Genomic DNA, 19,817 nt, shown 5'->3' on the forward strand with positions numbered 1-19,817 from the left:
TGACAGATGGTTCGAGCGGGTTTCTCAACCCCTCAAACCTTCCTCAATTTCTTTCTGTGTGAGACTCGATTACTTTTGCCTTCGGCAATTCCGGAAAATCGCCGCGCGCCGTCATCGAGCACCCACATCTGTCGGCTGTTAGTTTTTAAAGAACATTCGCACGAGGCGCCTTGCCTTCGCTGCGTTGCTGCATCAGCAGCAGAGAAACGAGATTATGAAGAACCTTCCGGTATTCGTCAACAGGTTTTTTGCATCATCGCTTGAAACCCCGCCGACTACACCACCGCGCCGTTTCTGCCGCGGCCCTCGCCGCGTCGCGCCGCAAACCGCGCGCCCCAGCGAAGGACGCGAATCTTAGGCCATCCAAGGCCCAATGACAAGGGCGTGGGCGGAAGTTTTTTATCCACCGCTATTTGCTCGACGTACCCGGCGCCTTCTCCACTTGCGTCACCGCGTCGGAAGATTGGCTGCCCATTCTCGCCGCCAATTCGCGAGCGTCGGGTGAACCGATCGTCCAGTCGTGTAGCACCGTATAAGCCACAGCAAGAAGCGTCGGCCCGATAAACACGCCGAGGAAACCAAACGCGAACGCGCCGCCCAGAATGCCGAGCATCACGAGGATCAGCGGCATGTCACTGCTTTTGCCGATCAGGATAGGCTTGATGACGTTATCGGACATGCCGACGACCAGCACGCCCCAAACCACGAGAAAGATCGCCCAGCCCGTTTCGCCGCCGTGATAAAGCCAGATCGCGGCGGGCAGCCATACCACGACGGGCCCGCCGGGAATCACCGACAGGAAGAAAGTCGCGAGCCCAAGCAGCGCCGGCGCCGGCACGCCCGAGATCCAGCAGCCGAAACCGGCCAACACGCCCTGCACGAGCGCCGTCCCGAGGATGCCGTACACCACGCCCTTTACCGTGCTGCCCGCCAAAGTCAGCAGATAGTCGGCGCGCTCGCCCGCAACGCGGCGCATGCCCGCGTTGAGCCACGCGGCAGCGCCCTCGCCGCCCGTATAGAAGAAGAAAGTGAGGATGATGCTGAGCGCCAGCATTCCGAGACCGTGCGTGACGGCGAGCGCCGCAGCGAGTATCCACTTGCCGGCCGGCGCGGCCAGCACGCGCAGCTGTGCGACCATTTCCGAGTTGCTGCTCGTCACGCGCTCCCAGAACGACTCAATATTCGAGCCGACAAGCGGAACGCGCGCGACCCAATCCGGCAAATCCGGCAAGCCCGAATTCATCAGACGCTCGACGAACGCGGTGATGTCCTTCGCATGCGCGCCCAGCGCAAAACCCGCATAGACGAATGGCCCCAGCACGACGACGAGAATGATGAGCACGATCAGCGTCGCGGCCCATTTACGCCGTCCGCCGAGAGTCGCGGACAATCTGCGATATAGCCCCCACGAGCTGTAGCTGAGAATCGCGCCCCACAGCAGCGCCGTCGTGAACGGCGCCAGCACCAGCAGCGAGCCGCCGACCAGCAGCAGCAGCGCGAACACGGCTGCGAGCCGCTCGATCAGTTGGTCCGATTTCACCATGCGCCTCTCCCGATTGCCATTCCGGCCAGACCGCGGCGACCAACGCGCAGATAGCCAAACGTCCGCAAAAAAGTATAGGAAAGCGCCAACGAAAGCACTGATCGGCGGCAACGATGCTGACAGAACGCGTCGTCACCCGCCCTCTCGCGGCGGCGAGACGCCCGCGCGACGGGCCAACGACTGCCAGCAATGCGTGTCGATAATATGTCGACGCAGAAAGGACTAGAATATATGGTTCTCTGCACACAACCTCCGGATTTATGCGCTCGCGAATCGCCAAACGTCTCCCTCCCGATGCCGACAAGCTGGTCGGTCTTTCGCTCGCGCTTTTCGCCTCGGGCAGCCGCACCGAGGATCGCTTCTGGGAAGCCAAGCTGGACGCGCTGCTCGCAAAAATAGTCCGCAACGGCAACCAGACGACCCTCGACGCTGCGCTCGACCATCTTCAGCAGAATCATCCGGACGCCTACGGCGCCCTCGCTGACATGGCCGAAACGCACAGCGAATCGCTGACCGTCGAGCACGACGGCGTCCAGTACGAAGCGTTGCTGATCGCCGCGCCCGTGCTGGCGTGGACGCGTTATGTGATTCCGTCGGGCTCGCTCAAAGGCGATGCCGCCGACGCGCTGCGCGCGCATCTGCAGGCGCATGTGCTGGCCGATGGCACCCGCGTCGCAATGGCGCCGTTCATGTATAGCATCGACCAGTTGCCGCGTCACCACGTCGAAACGTGGCGCCTCGCGCAGCAACTCGCGCAGGCGGCCGTCGGCGGCGGCAACGCGAAGATCAACTTCGGCGAGCTGCCGGAAACATCACCCATTCTTGCCGATCCGCGCTTCCTGCTGGCCGTCGTCGCGGCGCCTGTCGGCGCGCCCGTGTTCCGCTGGCAGGAAGAAGAGCACGGCTCGCGCATCGAGCGCGGCCAGTGTCTCGAGCAATGGGCCACGCAAGGCGGCGCCAACCTGGCCGTCGTGCTGCCGGGCTGCGAGTTCGAATGCCTGTTGCCCGATGCGTATTACTCGGCCTGCCGCGACGCCGACGAGCGCGTGCGCCCGTACACCGTGCGCACGGCAGTGCGCTATCTGTTCGACACGATCGGCGCGACGCCCGACGAATTGCGCGCGGTGGTCGCGGGCTTCGGCGAGCGGCGCATCGACGAATACCGCATCGGATTCACGCGCCGCGGCAGCAACGATGTCATCTACGGCGTCGTGTGGCCGCTGTACGGCCGCGAGAACGGCGACCCGGGCATCGACGAAGAACCGCAGGAAGCAATGGCGAGCGACGGCCCGCTCGAAGACATCGTCGCGCTGCTGAAAGAAACGGGCATCACCGAAATTCGCCGTCACGCGGGCCGCTTCGAGCCGGAATATTGTGACGACTGCGGCGTGCCGCTTTATGCAGATCCGCTCGGCGAGATCGTTCACGCTGAAATGCCCGAAGATGCCGAGCCCGCGCAACCGCATTTCCACTGATCACTTCAGAATTTTCTCTGCATCGAATCAAGCCCCGCTGAATGCGGGGCTTTTTTTATGGCACTCGTCCTATGCCACCTGGACAGGCCGCCACGAGACAGGGAATTTGTCATCATCGTTGCGATGGTGCATCGCTGCACGACGACAATCTCGTCGTGTGCAACGCGCCGCCACGACCGATCGATCAGGAGGCAGTGCATGCGATTTTCAGTTCTCAACTCGGACGCCGAACGCAGGGAAGGACTCAAGGCGCTTCTGCGGCAAATCGACCGACAGGCACGCTTCGGCGAAGCGCAGGACTGGCCACAGGCCGAGCGCACGTTGCGGCGCCTCGAGCCGGACCTGCTACTGATCGACTGGGAAGACTGGATGTCGCCCGCCGACGCACGCGCGCTGCTCGCCAACCATCCGGGCCTGCCTGTCGCAGTGCTGGTCGACGATATATCGCCGGCTCACGTGCGCGCGCTCGTCGAAAAAGGCGTGCTCGGTGTCATTCCACGCACGACCGATCCACGCGTGATCGTGCGCGCGCTCGAAATGGTTCTGCTTGGCTGTCACTACATCCCGGCCGACGCACTGTCGCTCGACACGCCGACGCACGGCGGCAAGCCGGCACGTCCTCGGACGGAAGTGCGCTCGCTCGAACTGATACCGAAGCCGTCGAAGCGGCCGCGCTTCGCGGGCGGCCTTTCGCCGCGACAGGAACAGATCATGCGCTGCGTCCATATGGGCAGCACGAATAAAATGATCGCACGCGCATTAGGCATCAGCGAGGGCACCGTGAAAATCCATCTGGCGACGATCTTCCAGCAGCTCGGCGCACCGAACCGCGCAGCCGCCGTCGCCATCTACAACGGCTGGCTCACCGCGCAGCTCGAAGTGCTGCGCAGCGGACACAATCGCATCCCACGGCCCGCGCGCGTGACGTCGAACGTCGCGCCGCTTCGTCAGCGCAAGCCGCGCACGTTCCGGTATCCGTTGCCTGCCAACGACAACCCGAATGCGCTACCGATGGCGGCCGAAGCGACGACGCCTTACGGTGCACGCCGCAAGAGCCGCGCGTCCGACGAAGGCGATGTAAAGGTCGAAAGGAAGCAACCGTGAATCGACATAAAACGTTGCTGGCACGGAATCCGCTCACACCTTTGGGCCTTCAACGAGTAATATGAAGACATGGGTTTCCTCTATACGCCGCTTCCGTTGTGGGTCGCTGTCGGTGGCTGGATCGCCGCTGCGGCTCTGCTCGCGCTCACGTTCTGGAAGAACCCATTCAAGCGATTGCAGGAACCCGTGCTTCAGCATGTGTGGCTCGCGATCATCGTCGCCGTATCGGTGCTGTGGGCGACGAACGCATGGCTCGAAGACGGCACCGTGATTCACCTGCTCGGCGCAACGCTCGTCGTCACGCTGTTCGACTGGGGTCTTGCGCTGATCGCGATGGCCGTCGTCACCGGCCTCGCCGCCGTCGTCTTCGATGCACCGTGGCAAGGCATCGCGCTCACGTTCCTCGTATTCGGCGCAGTGCCCGTCGGCGTGTCGACGCTTCTACAGCGCGCAAGCATCGCGTGGCTGCCGCGCAATCTGTTCATGTTCATCTTCGGGCAGGGATTCGTCTCGCCTGCCATTGCCGTTTCGGTTGCGTCGGCGGTTGCACTGGGAACGCATATCGCGCTTGCCGACGGTTCGATGTCCGTTATCCCGGCCGGCTATGTGTTTAGTGTGTTCCTGCTTGCCTCGGGCGAATCGTGGTTCACAGGCATGTCGACGGCCTTGATCGCCGTCTATCGTCCGGCCTGGGTCACGACTTATGATGTGCGGCGCTATCGTCTCGGCGGCCCGCGCACCTGAGTGCTTCGGGAGTTAACCGATGTCTGAAACGCCCACGCCTGCGCGTCTGCAGGCTGACACGCAAGCGGCACAGGCTCACCCATCTCTGCTTGAGTTGCCTCACGACGACGCCGCAAAATATTTCTGCCAGGATTGAACTCAACCCCGTCGATGGGCATCTTATGTGCCTGAAGTCTCCACAGCATTTTTTACCCAGATAGATGGAACGCACCAACGCACCGCGCCGATTGCTGCGGTTGGTCGGCCGGTTAGCGGTGTGGGCTGCGAGCGCATCGCTCGCGTGCGCTATGCCCGCCTTCGCCGATCAGCTCGGGCAGCACAACGACCTCGTCAACAAATTCGTCAACGAAATGCACGCCGATCCGCTTGTCGCGGATTGCGCCGCGCATGGCAATTTCGTCGCGAGCACATCGACGGCTTTCGATCACGTGGAGTTTCCGCCCAGCTCGTTCGATAGCGCGCATGCGGCCATCACCCCCTGGAACGATTCGTTCGACGAAGGCAAGCAGAAGGTCAAGGTCGACAACATCGTGACCGTCGAAGGTCTCGGCATTCCGCAAGGCGGCGGCGATCCGTCGCAACTCAAGTTCCGCTGCGGCTATGTCGGGCCGCAGATGCTCGCGTTCAGCTGGAACGATCCTGTGCCGCCGTTGCACGCGCGGGACTCGCACGGCACGAAAGGCAAGCACGCGGCCGGCGGCAAGGGCTCGAAGAAGAAGTCGGGCGGAAAATCGACGAAGGGCGGCGCAGCCAGCAAACCGGCTAGCGAAAAGAGCAGTAAATCGTCGGGCAAGGCGGTCACGACCAAAAGCAGCGCGACAAAGAGCAATGCCTCAAAGGCAAGCACGAAGAAATCGGCGGCAAAGAAAAAGCAATGACGCTCGCTTGACGGCAGCGTCGAACGTCCGATCAAACGACCAGTAAAAAGCGAGGCCACACATCATGCGTGGCCTCGCTTTTTTTTGCATACTTTTTTGCACACCTTTACTGCGCGTCAATTCGATGCGTACGAGCAGCGAAGCGCCGTCAGGCAAACGCCTCCATATGCCAAAGGATCGCCTGCAGCATCGCCGCGCCGAGCGACGCACTGCGCTCGCCGTTCCAGCCCACGCGTTCGTCGGGCAGATTCGCGTTGTCCTTGAACGGCATTTCCAGCGTCAGCGACAAGCAGCCGAACTCGTTGCCGATGTACTTCGATGCAAGTTTGAGCGCATCCTGCCGATACTTGCTCGCTTCATAACCATACTTGTCCTGGAAGTCGGGACTCGCGCGCTTGAAGCCTTCGACGAACGCCGTCTGTTCCTGCCGTTGCCGCTCGGTAAATCCCGGCAGCATTTCGGAGCCCGCAACGAATACATACGGCAACGCTTCGTCGCCGTGAATATCGAAGAACAGATCGCAGCCGGTCGCGTGAATCGCGTCGCGCACAAGCAGCACTTCGGGGCTGCGCGCGGCGTCCGGCTCCATCCATTCGCGATTCAGATTGGCGCCCGCCGCATTCGTGCGCAGATTGCCGTGAACGCTGCCGTCGGGATTCATGTTCGGCACGATAAAAAAGTCGGCGTAATCGTAGAGCTTGCGCGCGACCGGGTCACCTGACCAGTCGCCCCACCCCGCGAGCCGCTTCACCAGCCCTTCGACGAACCATTCGGCCATCGTCTCGCCCGGATGCTGGCGAGCAATGATCCAGATTTTTTTCTTCTGCTTCAGCGTTCCGTCGTCGAGCAGCGTCGGCGTGCCGAGCGTCAGCAGCGACATCGGCCGCCCTTCGACCGTCTTGCCGAGTTCCGTCAGCGCGGCATGCGGCATCTGTTGGACAGCGCCGAGAAATTCCGAGTGGCGCTCTTCGCTATACGGCTCGAAGTACGCGTAATAGATGCTGTCGAAATCGGGCGTGTGATCGATGGTGAGGACGCGGCCGTCGTACGAGGTCGGCACGCGGAACCAGTTCACGCGGTCGTAGCTCGCGCATGCCTGATAGTTGCGCCAGCCTTCGGCGAACGCGCAGTCGGCGGCGTTCTCGAACGTCATCACGCAGCGCTCGCCGCGCGCGCCCGTCAGACGGAAATAGAACCACTGCGCAAAGTCGGCGTGGCTGTCGGGACGCACGCGCAAACGGATGTTGTCGGCCTGCTCGCACGACAGGACTTCGATCGCGCCGGCATCGAAGTTGCTCGTAATGGATAACGTCATGATCTCTTTTCCTGCTCTCGTGGCGCGGCGTCAGTCCGCGATGCGCCGGCGAAATACGTAAGTGGAATCGTTCGATGCGTCGGCGTCGAACCCATAGCCTTCCGCATCGAAGCCCTTGAGCTGCTCGGGCGCATCGAGGCGATGCTCTACCGCGAAGCGCGCCATCAGCCCGCGCGCGCGTTTCGCGTGAAAGCTGATGATCTTGTAGCGGCCGCCCTTCCAGTCCTCGAACACGGGCGTGACGACGGGCGCGGCGAGCAGCTTCGGCTTGACGGACCTGAAGTATTCCGTCGACGCGCAATTGATCAGCACGCGCGAATCACCGGCCTTTTTCTCAAGCTGCCGGTTAAGCGCCTGCGTGATCCGCTCGCCCCAGAACGCGTACAGATCCTTGCCGCGTTGGTTCGCAAAGCGAGTGCCCATTTCGAGCCGGTAAGGCTGCAACAGATCGAGAGGACGCAAGAGCCCATACAGGCCTGACAGCACGCGCACATGCTGCTGCGCGTAGTCGAGATCGGATGCGGAGAGCGACTTCGCATCGAAGCCTTCGTACACGTCGCCGTTGAACGCGAGCACGGCCTGCTTCGAATTGGACGAGTCGAATTTCGGCGACCAGTCGGCGTAACGCTGAAAGTTCAGATGCGCGAGTTGATCGGAAATGTCCATCAGCGACGCAATGTCTTGCGGCGACAGACGCCGCAGATCGCCGATCAGTTCGGCGGCGTCATCGACAAAATCGGGGATAGTGTGCTTCTTGACGTGCGGCGGGGTGTCGTAGTCGAGCGATTTGGCCGGCGACAGAACGATTATCATAGAGGCTTTCAGGCACGCCGTGCCTGGCGGTCAAAGACGAAAGCCAGATTGTAACGAATGCCCGAAACCCCTGCCTTGCCTCAACAGAACGCCTCCGCGGCCACGCCCGCTGTCGTGCTCGATTCGAACGTGTGGATCGACATTCTCGTGTTCGACGATCCGCACACGCGCCCCATTCTCGCCGCGCTCGAACGCGGTGCGTTGCGCGCGCTGATCGACGCGCGGTGTCTCGCCGAGCTGACGCACGTGCTCGACTATCCGCAATTCGAAAAGCGCGCCGTCGACAAAGCCGCCGCGCTCGCGAGGCTCGCGCGGCTGTCGACGCTCGTCGAGCCGCCCGTTTCCGCCGATCACGCTGACAACGTCGACGACGCGCGCCCGCTGCCCAAATGCAAGGACCGCGACGATCAGAAGTTTCTCGAGCTTGCGCACGCGGTGCAGGCCGACTGGCTGATTTCGAAGGATCGCGCAGTGCTGAAGCTCGCGAAGCGGATTGCGCGCGATTTTGGTTTCCGGATCGCGCAGCCTGCGCCGTTCGTCGCCGAGTGCGCGCTCGCCAGCGACGAGTGCGCCGCGGCCTGAGGCCATCACGAAGCCATCCTGAAGCGGTCCAACAGCTGAAGGCCCATGCGCTTCGAGCCCGGCTCGCAGATGCGCCGCGCAGATTTTCCCTACAATCGAGCATCACACCCGACTCCAACCACATCGACGACCGCGGCCTCGGCAACCAGGCGCCGCATTCGGACCGCGAGATGAACGCACCGCACGACACGACGACCACGCCCATGACGACCACGTCCCCTTCGTTCCCCTCCCGCCTGCCGAATGTCGGCACGACGATCTTCACCGTGATGAGCGCGCTTGCCGTCGAAAAGGACGCAGTCAATCTCGGCCAGGGCTTTCCCGATTTCGATTGCGATCCGCGCATCGTCGAGGCGGTGTCGAATGCGATGCGCGACGGTCACAACCAGTATCCGCCGATGGCAGGCGTCGCACCGCTGCGCCAGGCCATCTCCGACAAGATCTCAAGCCTGTACGGCCGCCGCTACGACGCGACGACGGAAATCACCGTGACGGCAGGCGCAACGCAGGCGCTTCTGACGGCCATCCTGTGCGCCGTGCATCCGGGCGATGAAGTGATCGTCGTCGAGCCGACTTACGACAGCTATCTGCCGTCGATCGAGCTTGCGGGCGGCAAGCCCGTTTTCGTGACGCTCGAAGCACCCGACTACGCGATTCCGTTCGACAGGCTCGCAGCCGCGATCACGCCGAAGACGCGCATGATCCTGATCAACACGCCGCACAACCCGACGGGCACGGTCTGGCGCGCGGACGACATGAAGAAGCTCGAGGAGATCGTGCGCGGCACCAACGTGCTGATCCTGTCCGACGAAGTCTACGAGCACATGGTCTACGACGGCGCGCCGCACGAGAGCGTCGCGCGCTATCCGGAGCTTGCGCAGCGCAGCTTCGTCGTGTCGAGCTTCGGCAAGACGTATCACGTGACGGGCTGGAAGGTCGGCTATGTGGCCGCGCCGGCGCCGTTGATGTCCGAATTCCGCAAGGTTCATCAGTTCAACGTGTTCACGGTCAACACGCCGATGCAACTGGGTCTCGCGCATTACATGCAGGACGCGGCGCCGTATCTGGATCTGCCCGCGTTCTATCAGAAGAAGCGCGACTTCTTCCGCGCCGGCCTGGAAGGCACGCGCTTCAAGCTGCTGCCGTGCACGGGCACGTATTTCCAGTGCGTCGACTATTCGGCCATCAGCGACATGCCCGAAGCCGGGTTCGCGCAATGGCTGACGAGCGAGATCGGTGTCGCGGCGATTCCCGTGTCGGCGTTCTATCACCAGCCGCACGAATCGGGCGTCGTGCGCTTCTGCTTCGCGAAGAAAGAAGACACACTCGCGACCGCGCTCGAACGACTGGCGCGTCTCTGACATGGCGCGCGCGATGTCGCGAACGAACCGCGGTTCTTCGCCATCGCGCGCGAAGCGGTTCAGCGCGCCCGCGTCGTCACTTCTTCCTTTGCGCTTCGATGTACGCCTTGCGGTCGTCCGTCACGCGCTGCGCAGCCGGCCGCGCATTGATCGCCTTCACGTACGGCTTCCAGTCGATGCCGACATCGAGCAGAAAATCGCGTCCGTAAATCGCCTGCGTCGCCATGCCGACGAGCGGCAGGCTCGCAAACCCGGCGACGTCGGCGATGCTAAACCGGTCGCCGCGCAGATACGGCGTGAGCTTCGCAAGCCGTCTGAAGCCGCTTATGTGTTGGATCAGCAGTTTCTCGGTGCGGCCCTTGGTGGCATCGGTGATCGTGCCGCCGAAGAACGCCTGCTTGTACAGATTGCGCGCCGTCAGTTCGAGATGCACGTCGACGAACGTGATCAGCTCGCGCTCTTTCGCGGCTTCCCAGGGGTCAGGCGAGAACATCGCCTTTTCCGGGTAGGCGGCAGCCAGAAATTCGATGATCGCCTGCGACTCGCACAGGCTGCCATGCTCCGTTTCGATGAACGGCACCTTGCCGAGCGGCGAATGCGCGAGAAACGCCTCGTCCTGGCTCGGCATCACAAGCACTTCTTCGAACGGAATGCCGAATTCGAGCAGCGCAAACTTCACTTTGTTGTAATAGTTGGACAGCGCAAAACCGTGCAGCTTGATCATCCAATGTCTCCCTGCGGATGGTTGTCGAAAGTCGTTTGTCGTTCGTCGCGCGTTGCGCCTCCGCACATCGCGCAGCGCGCCGCCGGAACCGACGCGCACCGCGTCAGGCGACGAACGCGATCGATCTGAAACGAACGCACTATTTTAAAATAACCATGGAGTGAGTCACATCATGTCATCCGTCACCTCTCGCCAGTACAGCATCGACACCGTCGGCATCGTCGGAACGGGCGCGATGGGCCGCGGCATCGCGCAGATCGCCGCGCTCGCTGGCCTCAAGGTCCGCCTCTACGATACCAATTCCACCGCGGTCGGCGCCGCGCGGGATTACCTGTCGGACACATTCGCGAAGCTCGTCGCCAAAGGCAAGCTCGACAACTCGCGCTCGCTCGCCGCCCTCGCCTGCGTGACGGGCGCGAACGCGCTCGATGAACTCAAGGACTGCGATCTCGTCGTCGAAGCAATCGTCGAAAAACTCGACGTGAAGCGCGGGCTCTTCAAGGAACTGGAAGGCATCGTCAGCGAGCGCTGCATCCTCGCGTCGAACACGTCGTCGCTGTCGATCACGGCGATTGCGGCCGCATGCGCGGACCCGTCGCGCGTGTTCGGCTATCACTTCTTCAACCCGGTGCCGCTGATGAAGGTCGTCGAAGTGATCGACGGCCTGCGCAGCGATCCCGCTGCCGGCGACGCGCTGATGGATCTGTCGCGCCGCATGGGTCACACGCCTGTGCGCGCGAAGGACATGCCCGGCTTCATCGTCAATCACGCGGGCCGCGGCATGAACACGGAAGGCCTGCGGATCGCGGACGAAGGCATCGCGAGCTTCGTCGACGTCGACCGCATCATGCGCGAGCAGGCGGGCTTCCGGCTCGGGCCATTCGAATTGCTCGACCTGACGGCGCTCGACGTATCGCATCCCGTGATGGAATCGATCTATCACCAGTTCTACGAAGAGCCGCGCTTCACGCCGTCGCCGATCACGGGCACGCGGCTCGCGGGCGGCCTGATCGGACGCAAGGCGGGCGAAGGCTTCTACAAGTATGTCGACGGCAAGCAGCAGGTAGATGCCGAAGCGCCCGCGCCGACGGAACTGCCCAAGCGTGTATGGGTCAGCAACCGCATGCCCGCCGCGCGCGATGCGGTGCTCGAACTCGTCGCGAAGGCCGGCGTCGCCGTGGACGACGGCGCGACGCCCGCCGCCGATTCGCTGATCGTCGTGACGCCGCTCGGTCTCGATGCAACGACGGCCGCCGTCGACGAAAAGCTGGACGCGAGCCGCGTCGTCGCGATCGATACGCTGTTTCCGCTCGTCGGCGCGCAACGCCGCACGCTGATGACGACGCCTGCGACCACGCGCGCCACGCGCGATGCCGCGCATGCGCTCTTCGCGCACGACGGTGTGCCCGTCACCGTGATCCATGATTCGACGGGCTTCGTCGCGCAACGCGTGGTCGCGACCATCGTCAACATCGGCTGCGATATCGCGCAACGCAGGATCGCTTCGCCGCAGGACATCGATCTCGCCGTGACGCTCGGCCTCGGCTATCCGAGGGGACCGCTTGCGCTCGGCGACGCGCTCGGCGCACAAACCATCCTCACGATCCTGCGCAATATCTTCAGCGTGCTCGGCGATCCGCGCTATCGTCCGTCGCCGTGGCTCGCGCGCCGCGCGCAGCTCGGCATGTCGCTGACGCAGGCCGATGCAGCAGACAACAGCGACGCAAAGGAGCAAGCATAATGGCCGCCGAACTGCTCGCCAGCCGCCCCGCCGAAAGCGAATCGACGCTCTTGCTGACGCTTTCGAATCCGGGCGCGCGCAACGCAATGCACCCGGACATGTACGCGGCCGGCATCGAAGCAATGGATACGGCCGAGCGCGATCCGTCGATCGGTGCCGTCGTCATCACGGGCGCAGACCAGTTCTTCTGCGCCGGCGGCAACCTGAACCGCTTGCTGGAAAATCGCGCGAAAGATCCGTCCGTGCAGGCGCAAAGCATCGATCTGCTCGGCGAATGGATCTCCGCGCTGCAGGCCTCGTCGAAGCTCGTGATCGCGGCCGTCGAAGGCGCGGCGGCGGGCGCGGGCTTTTCCCTCGCGCTCGCATGCGACCTGATCGTCGCCGCCGACGACGCGAAGTTCGTGATGTCGTATGCGCGCGTCGGCCTCACGCCCGACGGCGGCGGCTCGTGGTTTCTCGCGCGCGCGTTGCCCCGCCAGGTCGCAACGGAAGTGCTGATCGAAGGCAAGCCGATCGGCGCGACGCGTCTTCATGAGCTTGGGGTCGTGAACCGGCTCGCGAAGCCGGGCGCCGTGCGCGATGCAGCCATCGCATGGGCCGACGATCTCGGCAAGGTGTCGCCGAACGCGAAGGCGCGCATCAAAGGCCTGATCGCGGCGGCGGGCATGCAGTCGCTGCCCGATCACCTCGTCGCGGAGCGCGACAGCTTCGTCGCGTCGCTGCATCATCGCGACGGGCTCGAAGGCATCACGGCGTTCCTCGAAAAGCGCGCGCCCCGCTACAAATGAGCACGCCGACGCAATCGGGCTATCAGTTGCCGAAGCGCCGCCGCATCTATCTGATGCGGCACGGCGACGTTACGTACTTCGATGCGTCGGGCCACACCATCGATCCGGAACGCGTGCCGCTCAACGAGAACGGCTGCGCTCAGGCGGACGCCGCGGGCCGCGCGTTCGCCGTGCAGAACGTGCGCTTCGATCGCGTGATCGTCAGCGGCTTGCCGCGCACGGTCGAGACGGCGCAGCGCGTGCTCGCGCAAATGAACCGGCAGGATCAGCAAGTGGAGATCGAGCCCGCGTGGGAAGAGATACGCAGCGGCAAGCCCGGCTCGATTCCCGCTGCCGATCTCGAAGCGGCGTTCCTCGGCGTGTTCGACGGCATCGTCGCGGAAGACACGCGCTTTCTCGGCGGCGAGACGATCGGCGAACTGTTCGATCGCGTGCTGCCCGCCGTGGCCGCGCTGCGCGACGACACATCGTGGGATGTCGCGCTGCTCGTGCTGCATGGCGGCGTCAATCGCGCGATCCTGTCGCACGCATTGACAGCAGGCGGCCGCACGTTCTTCGGCCATATCTCGCAGGCCACGGGCTGCATCAACGCGCTCGACGTGGGCGACGCGCCGCGCGACTGGGTGGTGCGGCTCATCAATCACTCGCCGCCATCGCCGCTGCATCGCGACGTGCGCAACACGACGATGGAAATGCTTTACGCGCAATTCACTCGAACGAAACGTAGCTAGTCGTCCAATCGTTCATCAACGGAGGAGACATGCCGCAAGACGCGACACCAGCCGGATCGACGACTCATACCGACTACTCCGCTTTCGAAGGCACGCGGCCTGTCAGCGAACGGCAGCGCATCGACGTCGATGTGCTTTCCGTGTGGCTCGCGCAGCACATCGAAGACTTCGCGGGGCCGCTGACGCTCGAACAGTTCGCGGGCGGCCAGTCGAATCCCACCTTCAAGCTCATCACGCCGGCGCGCTCGTACGTGATGCGTGCGAAGCCCGGCCCTTCCGCGAAACTGCTGCCGTCCGCGCATGCGATCGAACGCGAATACCGTGTGATGGATGCGCTGCGCGACACCGACGTGCCCGTCGCGAAGATGCTCGCGCTGTGCGACGACGAAAGCGTGATCGGCCGCGCGTTCTACGTGATGGAGTTCGTGCAGGGCCGCGTGCTGTGGGATCAGTCGCTGCCCGGCATGACGCCTGCGCAGCGCGGCGCGATCTACGACGAGATGAATCGCGTGATCGCCGCGCTGCACAGCGTCGATGTGGAGGCGGCGGGCCTTGCCGGCTATGGCAAGGCGGGCAACTATTTCGCGCGGCAGATCGGCCGGTGGAGCAAGCAGTACCTGGCATCGGAGACCGAGCCGATCGACGCGATGAACCGCCTGATCGAATGGCTGCCGCAGCACATGCCCACAGCGACGGGCGAGCGTGCGTCCGTCGTGCATGGCGATTTCCGGCTCGACAATCTGATCTTTCATCCGCACGAGCCGCGCGTGCTCGCCGTGCTCGACTGGGAGCTGTCGACATTGGGTGATCCCCTCGCCGACTTCGCGTATCACTGCATGGCGTGGCACGTCGATCCCGCGCAGTTTCGCGGTATCGCGGGGCTCGACTGGGCCGCGCTCGGCATTCCCGACGAGGCACAGTACGTGCAACGCTATTGCGAGCGCACGGGCTTCGCGATTCACGGCGACTGGAACTTCTATCTCGCGTACAACATGTTCCGCATCGCGGCGATCCTGCAAGGGATCATGAAGCGCGTGGTCGACGGCACGGCGGCAAGCGAGCAGGCGCTCGACGCAGGCCGTCGCGCGCGGCCGATGGCCGAACTCGCATGGCGCTACTCGCAGAAAGTGCGCTGATTGAACGTCGCCGCTGGCGTTCAGTCAGTCTGTAGAGCGGATTCAAAGTCATCCACGAGGGCAAGATGAATTTCGACTACACCCCGAAGGTCCAGGCATTGCGCGAGAAACTGCTCGCTTTCTTCGACGAATACATTTATCCGAACGAGCAGGCCTATGCCGACGAGGTCGCGCGCAATCGCGAAGCAGGCAACGCGTGGCTGCCGACCGAGCTGATCGAAGGCCTGAAGCAAAGCGCTCGCGATGCGGGCCTGTGGAATCTCTTCTTGCCCGACTCCGAGCGCGGCGCGGGTCTCACGAATCTCGAGTACGCGCCGCTGTGCGAGATCATGGGCCGCGTGCCGTGGGCGCCCGAAGTCTTCAATTGCAGCGCTCCCGACACGGGCAACATGGAGACCGTCGAGCGCTACGGCAGCGACGAGAACAAACGCGAATGGCTGGAGCCGTTGCTGCAAGGGCAGATTCGTTCGGCGTTCCTGATGACGGAGCCGGAAGTCGCGTCATCGGATGCGACCAACATTCAGACGAGCATCGTGCGCGACGGCGAAACGTATGTGATCAACGGGCACAAGTGGTGGTCGTCGGGCGCGGGCGATCCGCGCTGCAAGCTCTTCATCGTGATGGGCAAGACCGATCCCGACGCGCCGCGTCATCAGCAACAGTCGATGATTCTCGTGCCCGCCGACGCGACGGGCGTCACCGTGCATCGTCCCCTGACGGTGTTCGGTTACGACGAGGCGCCGCACGGCCATATGGAAATCACGCTCGACAACGTCCGCGTGCCTGCCGCCAACATGCTGCTGGGCGAAGGACGCGGCTTCGAAATCGCGCAAGGACGTCTCGGGCCGGGGCGAATCCACCACTGCATGCGCCTGATCGGACTCGCGGAACGCGCGCTCGAACTGATGTGCAAGCGCACGCTGCAACGCGTCGCGTTCGGCAAGCCAATCGCCGCGCAGACGGTCACGCAGGAGCGCATCGCTGAGGCGCGCTGTCTGATCGAGCAGGCGCGTCTGCTGACGCTGAAGACGGCGTACATGATGGACACCGTCGGCAACAAGGGCGCGCGCGGCGAGATCGCGATGATCAAGGTCGTCGCGCCGAACATGGCGTGCCAGGTGATCGACTGGGCGATGCAGGCACACGGCGCAGCGGGCATGTGCGACGACTTTCCGCTTGCGTATGCGTACACGACGGCACGCTGGCTGCGCTTCGCCGATGGTCCCGATGAAGTGCATCGCAATGCGATTGCGAAGATTGAACTCGCGAAATATGCGGACGCGGGTGCTGCGTCCGCTTCTCACGCTGGAAGTTAGTTCGTGGTAACGCTGCTGCAGTGCCCGGCTGTCTATCCGGAACACTTGCGGCGCCCTTGTCACGGCGTCAGCGGCCTCAGGCGAACTGTGGTCTAATTTTTTTGTCTCTGCGACGGTTTTTTGCTGGGGTTTTGCTTGGCGTGCCGCAGGCATCCGCGTGTGCGCCTACGCGGCGCGAAGGTTGCCCCGGTGCGGGGCGGCACTTACTTTCTTTGCCGCAGCCGCAAAGAAAGTAAGCAAAGAAAGGGGCTCACGCCGTCAGTGCCAGTTTTTACCCACGGGCTCTCAACGTTCCAGGGCCTCGATCAGTACCTTGGTCACGAGGCGCACAATCCCGCGATGAGTGACGTACCGCCACGATACGCGGTTGATTTGCCAAGGCGCTGCAGATTGAGGCCGTAAAGGATCAGCCGCTGCTCAAGCTGGTATACGTACGTTTTTGCAGGCGCTTGCCGGTCGTTACTGAAGCCGCGATTAGAACCCGGAACGTTGAGGGCCCGTGGATAAAGGTCAAGCGCTGGCGGTGTGAGCGGCTTTCTTTTGCCTGCTTTTCTTTGCCGCTGCAAAGAAAAGTAGGCGCCGCCCCGCGCAGGGGCAACGCCCGCGCCGCCAGGCGCATCGCGGATGCCAGCGACAAAGGCAAACCAAAACCAAACAGCGTCGCTGACAACGAAACACAAGGAGCCACGATGATCGACGTCTATAGCTGGGCAACCCCGAACGGACACAAGATTCACATCATGCTCGAGGAGACGCGCCTCGAATACAAGGCGCATCCCATCAACATCGGCGCCGGCGATCAGTTCACGCACGAGTTTCTGGAGATCAGCCCGAACAACAAGATTCCCGCCATCGTCGACAGCGACGGACCGAAGCGCGCGGACGGCAAGCCGTTTTCGCTGTTCGAGTCCGGCGCGATCCTGATCTACCTCGCCGAAAAGACGGGCAAATTTCTCCCCGCCGGTCCCGCCGCACGTTACGAAACGCTGCAATGGCTGATGTTCCAGATGGGCGGCATCGGTCCGATGCTTGGCCAGACGCACCACTTCCGCGTGTATGCGCCGCAGCCGATCGAATACGCGATCAACCGCTACACGAACGAAGCAAAGCGCCTGTATGGCGTGATGGATACGAAGCTCGGCAAGACGCGCTATCTTGCGGGCGACGACTACACGATCGCGGATATCGCCACGTATCCGTGGACGCGCTCGTGGCAGAACCAGGGCTTGCAGATCGACGAGTTTCCAAACGTGAAGCGCTGGCAGGAAGAGATCGCCGCGCGCCCCGCCGTGCAACGCGGCGTCGAAGTGCTGGCGTCGGAGCGCGTGCCCTTGATGGACGAAAAGGCGAAGGAAGTGCTGTTCGGCGCAACTCAGTACGCGAAGCACTGAGCGAATGCGTCGGTGATGCGTGCCCTTGCGATGCTTTCAAGTTCAACATCGCAACGGCGCTCGAGGGCGTTGCTAGAAATAGTGTCGCGTGATGAACTCCGCGACGCACACGGGGCGCTCGCTGCCTTGCCGTTCGAGCATCACATTCCACACGATCTGCACGCCGCCCTCTTCGACATCCGTCACGCCCGACACGGCAAAGCGCGCGCGCAACTGCGAACCCACGGGCACAGGCGCAGTGAAGCGCACGCGATTGAGCCCGTAATTGACGCCCATGCGCTGCTCGAAGCCGAACGTGCCGACGAGCAGCGCCGGAATCAGCGACAGCGTCAGAAAGCCATGCGCGATCGGTCCGCCGAACGGCGACTCGCGCTTGGCGCGCTCGAGGTCGACATGAATCCACTGATGATCGCCCGTCGCGACAGCAAAGCGATCGATGCTCGCCTGATCGACTTCGACCCAATGGCTCACGCGCGGCGACTGGCCGATGAGCGCGCGCACGTCGTCGGCATGGCCAAGGGTCAGCTCGGGCGTCATGCGGCCGCCCCGGGATTGCGCAGCCCGAAGATCGCCTTCGAACGCACCGTGATCACGAGTTCGCCGCTCTGATTGATGCCCCGCCATTCCGTCGACACGATGCCGCGATCGGGCTTGCTCGCCGATACGCGCTTGTCGAGGATGCTGTTGGTCATGCGGATCGTGTCGCCGGCGCGCACGGGCTTGAACCAGCGCAAGTCGTCGATGCCGGGCGAACCCATCGACGTCGAGCCTTGCAGCATGTTGCGCACGAGCATGCCCATCATTACCGAGCACGCGTGCCAGCCGCTCGCGATCAGCGTGCCGTACGGCGACGCGGCAGCACCGGTATCGTCGACATGGAACGGCTGCGGATCGTACTGCTCCGCGAAGCGGATGATCTCGTCGCGAGTGAACGTGTGCGTGCCGACTTCATATGTCTTGCCGACTTCCATGTCCTCGTAGCTCAAGCCCATCGGTCACCTCGTTGCATATGTTGAAGGCGGCGCTTACGCGTCGGCCGTCGCGAACCCCGGCAGCGCGGCAAAGCGCGCAAGATGATGATCGACATCGCCGAGCGTGGTCTCGATGATCGCAAGGCGCTTGAACAGATGCGCGGCCGCGACCTCGTTCGTCACGCCCATGCCGCCGTGCAGTTGCACCGCCTGCTGGCCGACGAAGCGCGCGGCCTGGCCCACGCGCACTTTCGCTGCGGACACCGCGCGGCGGCGCTCTTCCGCGTCGTCGCTGCTGTAGCGCACGGCCGCGAGATACGTCGCTGAACGTGCCTGCTCGGTGTGAATCAGCATCTCGACCATCCGATGCTGCAACACCTGGAATCGCGCGATGGGCACGCCGAATTGCTGGCGCGTTTTCGTGTATTCGACGGTCGCGTGATTCAGCGCATCGAGCGCGCCGATCGCCTCCGAGCACAACAGCACGATGCCGTAGTCGGCGATGTGCTCGAACGCCGTGGCGCCCGCATGCCTGCCGTTCAACTTGCGCGCCGGCGTCGCGTTGAACGCGAGAGTCGCTGCGCGCTGGCCGTCGATCGTCCGATAGTCGGTGACTTGCGCGGTGGTCTGCGTACTCGCGGTATCGCGTGCGACGACGAAGAGCGCCACTTCGCCGTCGAGCCGCGCGGGCACGATCCAATGATCGGCCTGCGCGCCGTGCAGCACGACCGACTTCGTGCCGCTCAGCACGTAGCCGTCGCCTCGACGCGTCGCCTTCGTTTCGATCGCGAACAGATCGTAGCGCGCGCCCGGCTCATGAAACGCGACGGCGAGCTTGATCTCGCCTTGTGCGGCGCGTTCGAGCAGCGCGGCGTCGTCGCCTTCGCCCGTACCGGACAGCTTCAGCGCTTCGATACCGACAGCCGTCGACCAGTACGGCTCGACGACGAGCGCGCGCCCCAGCTCCTGCATCACGACCAGCATGTCGACGGTGCCGCCGTTGAAACCGCCTTGCGCTTCGGGCACGGGCAGCGCGGTCAAGCCGAGCTCGGTGAACGCGGACCAGTGCTCATTCGATACGCCCGCTTTCGAGCGCACGATCGCCTGACGCGCTTCGAAGCCGTAGTGCTTGTCGAGGTAGCGGCGCAGCACGTCCGCGAGTTGCTGTTGTTCGTCGGTGAAATTGAAGTCCATGCGCCGCTCC

Annotated in this window: 20 protein-coding genes; 12 read left to right on the plus strand and 8 right to left on the minus strand. The window is 63.5% G+C overall.

Features of this window, described 5'->3' with window-relative positions:
- Positions 1-409 precede the first annotated feature (409 nt).
- Positions 410-1,540: an AI-2E family transporter gene (locus AB4Y32_RS03410; RefSeq protein ID WP_368720531.1), complete on the minus strand. Its 1,131-nt coding sequence runs from the start codon at positions 1,538-1,540 to the stop codon at positions 410-412.
- Positions 1,541-1,803: 263 nt separating this feature from the next.
- On the opposite strand from AB4Y32_RS03410, the gene AB4Y32_RS03415 reads away from it, so the two are divergent.
- From AB4Y32_RS03415 to AB4Y32_RS03430, 4 genes are all read left to right on the plus strand, one after another.
- The gene (locus AB4Y32_RS03415; protein WP_368719999.1) at positions 1,804-3,018 is read left to right on the plus strand and encodes a DUF2863 family protein; all 1,215 of its coding nucleotides are present in this window, start codon (positions 1,804-1,806) and stop codon (positions 3,016-3,018) included.
- Positions 3,019-3,216: 198 nt separating this feature from the next.
- Positions 3,217-4,122, plus strand: a complete 906-nt coding sequence (locus tag AB4Y32_RS03420) for a DNA-binding response regulator (protein ID WP_368720000.1) — start codon at positions 3,217-3,219, stop codon at positions 4,120-4,122.
- 69 nt (positions 4,123-4,191) lie between these two features.
- Positions 4,192-4,866 (plus strand): energy-coupling factor ABC transporter permease, encoded by a 675-nt coding sequence (locus AB4Y32_RS03425; protein ID WP_368720001.1) that lies wholly within the window; start codon positions 4,192-4,194, stop codon positions 4,864-4,866.
- Positions 4,867-5,066: 200 nt separating this feature from the next.
- Positions 5,067-5,744 carry a BspC domain-containing protein gene (locus AB4Y32_RS03430; protein WP_368720002.1) on the plus strand — a complete coding sequence of 226 codons (678 nt, stop codon included), beginning with the start codon at positions 5,067-5,069 and terminating at the stop codon, positions 5,742-5,744.
- A gap of 148 nt (positions 5,745-5,892) precedes the next feature.
- Here AB4Y32_RS03430 and AB4Y32_RS03435 read toward each other — a convergent pair whose 3' ends face one another.
- Positions 5,893-7,059, minus strand: a complete 1,167-nt coding sequence (locus AB4Y32_RS03435; RefSeq protein ID WP_368720003.1) for a M14 family metallopeptidase — start codon at positions 7,057-7,059, stop codon at positions 5,893-5,895.
- Between the two features lie 30 nt (positions 7,060-7,089).
- On the minus strand, positions 7,090-7,872 hold the full coding sequence (gene yaaA / locus AB4Y32_RS03440) for a peroxide stress protein YaaA (protein ID WP_368720004.1): 783 nt from the start codon (positions 7,870-7,872) through the stop codon (positions 7,090-7,092).
- Between the two features lie 57 nt (positions 7,873-7,929).
- Between yaaA and AB4Y32_RS03445 the strand changes: the two genes are divergently transcribed.
- Entirely contained in the window at positions 7,930-8,454 is a 525-nt protein-coding gene (locus AB4Y32_RS03445; RefSeq protein WP_368720005.1) for a putative toxin-antitoxin system toxin component, PIN family, read from the plus strand.
- A 170-nt stretch (positions 8,455-8,624) separates the two neighbouring features.
- Positions 8,625-9,815 (plus strand): pyridoxal phosphate-dependent aminotransferase, encoded by a 1,191-nt coding sequence (locus AB4Y32_RS03450; RefSeq protein ID WP_368720006.1) that lies wholly within the window; start codon positions 8,625-8,627, stop codon positions 9,813-9,815.
- A gap of 76 nt (positions 9,816-9,891) precedes the next feature.
- On the opposite strand, the gene AB4Y32_RS03455 is transcribed toward AB4Y32_RS03450, so the two are convergent.
- Positions 9,892-10,539, minus strand: coding sequence for a glutathione S-transferase family protein (locus tag AB4Y32_RS03455; RefSeq protein ID WP_368720007.1), 648 nt, complete (start codon positions 10,537-10,539; stop codon positions 9,892-9,894).
- A gap of 172 nt (positions 10,540-10,711) precedes the next feature.
- Here AB4Y32_RS03455 and AB4Y32_RS03460 point away from each other — a divergent pair, with 172 nt between their 5' ends.
- From AB4Y32_RS03460 to AB4Y32_RS03480, 5 genes are all read left to right on the plus strand, one after another.
- Positions 10,712-12,280 carry a 3-hydroxyacyl-CoA dehydrogenase gene (locus AB4Y32_RS03460; protein WP_368720008.1) on the plus strand — a complete coding sequence of 523 codons (1,569 nt, stop codon included), beginning with the start codon at positions 10,712-10,714 and terminating at the stop codon, positions 12,278-12,280.
- Complete coding sequence (locus AB4Y32_RS03465; RefSeq protein WP_368720009.1) at positions 12,280-13,068, plus strand: oxepin-CoA hydrolase, alternative type; 789 nt, start codon at positions 12,280-12,282, stop codon at positions 13,066-13,068. Before AB4Y32_RS03460 ends, AB4Y32_RS03465 begins: the two co-directional genes overlap by 1 nt.
- Positions 13,065-13,799, plus strand: coding sequence for a histidine phosphatase family protein (locus tag AB4Y32_RS03470; protein ID WP_368720010.1), 735 nt, complete (start codon positions 13,065-13,067; stop codon positions 13,797-13,799). Before AB4Y32_RS03465 ends, AB4Y32_RS03470 begins: the two co-directional genes overlap by 4 nt.
- 29 nt (positions 13,800-13,828) lie before the next feature.
- Positions 13,829-14,935, plus strand: coding sequence for a phosphotransferase (locus AB4Y32_RS03475; protein WP_368720011.1), 1,107 nt, complete (start codon positions 13,829-13,831; stop codon positions 14,933-14,935).
- Between the two features lie 65 nt (positions 14,936-15,000).
- Positions 15,001-16,251: an acyl-CoA dehydrogenase family protein gene (locus AB4Y32_RS03480; RefSeq protein WP_368720012.1), complete on the plus strand. Its 1,251-nt coding sequence runs from the start codon at positions 15,001-15,003 to the stop codon at positions 16,249-16,251.
- Between the two features lie 317 nt (positions 16,252-16,568).
- Here AB4Y32_RS03480 and AB4Y32_RS03485 read toward each other — a convergent pair whose 3' ends face one another.
- Positions 16,569-16,931, minus strand: coding sequence for a hypothetical protein (locus AB4Y32_RS03485; RefSeq protein WP_368720013.1), 363 nt, complete (start codon positions 16,929-16,931; stop codon positions 16,569-16,571).
- Between the two features lie 9 nt (positions 16,932-16,940).
- Here AB4Y32_RS03485 and AB4Y32_RS03490 point away from each other — a divergent pair, with 9 nt between their 5' ends.
- Complete coding sequence (locus tag AB4Y32_RS03490; RefSeq protein ID WP_368720014.1) at positions 16,941-17,642, plus strand: glutathione binding-like protein; 702 nt, start codon at positions 16,941-16,943, stop codon at positions 17,640-17,642.
- Between the two features lie 72 nt (positions 17,643-17,714).
- Here AB4Y32_RS03490 and AB4Y32_RS03495 read toward each other — a convergent pair whose 3' ends face one another.
- Genes AB4Y32_RS03495 through AB4Y32_RS03505 form a run of 3 tightly spaced genes read right to left on the minus strand, consistent with a single transcriptional unit; the run spans position 17,715 to position 19,807 of the window.
- A complete protein-coding gene (locus AB4Y32_RS03495; protein ID WP_368720015.1) occupies positions 17,715-18,179 on the minus strand; it encodes a MaoC family dehydratase in 465 nt (154 codons plus the stop codon).
- On the minus strand, positions 18,176-18,634 hold the full coding sequence (locus tag AB4Y32_RS03500) for a MaoC family dehydratase (RefSeq protein ID WP_368720016.1): 459 nt from the start codon (positions 18,632-18,634) through the stop codon (positions 18,176-18,178). The genes AB4Y32_RS03495 and AB4Y32_RS03500 overlap by 4 nt, the downstream gene beginning before the upstream one ends.
- A 33-nt stretch (positions 18,635-18,667) precedes the next feature.
- Positions 18,668-19,807 (minus strand): acyl-CoA dehydrogenase family protein, encoded by a 1,140-nt coding sequence (locus AB4Y32_RS03505; RefSeq protein ID WP_368720017.1) that lies wholly within the window; start codon positions 19,805-19,807, stop codon positions 18,668-18,670.
- Positions 19,808-19,817: the final 10 nt, after the last annotated feature.

This window comes from Paraburkholderia phymatum, from assembly GCF_040965635.1.
GTDB classification, from domain to species: domain Bacteria; phylum Pseudomonadota; class Gammaproteobacteria; order Burkholderiales; family Burkholderiaceae; genus Paraburkholderia; species Paraburkholderia phymatum_B.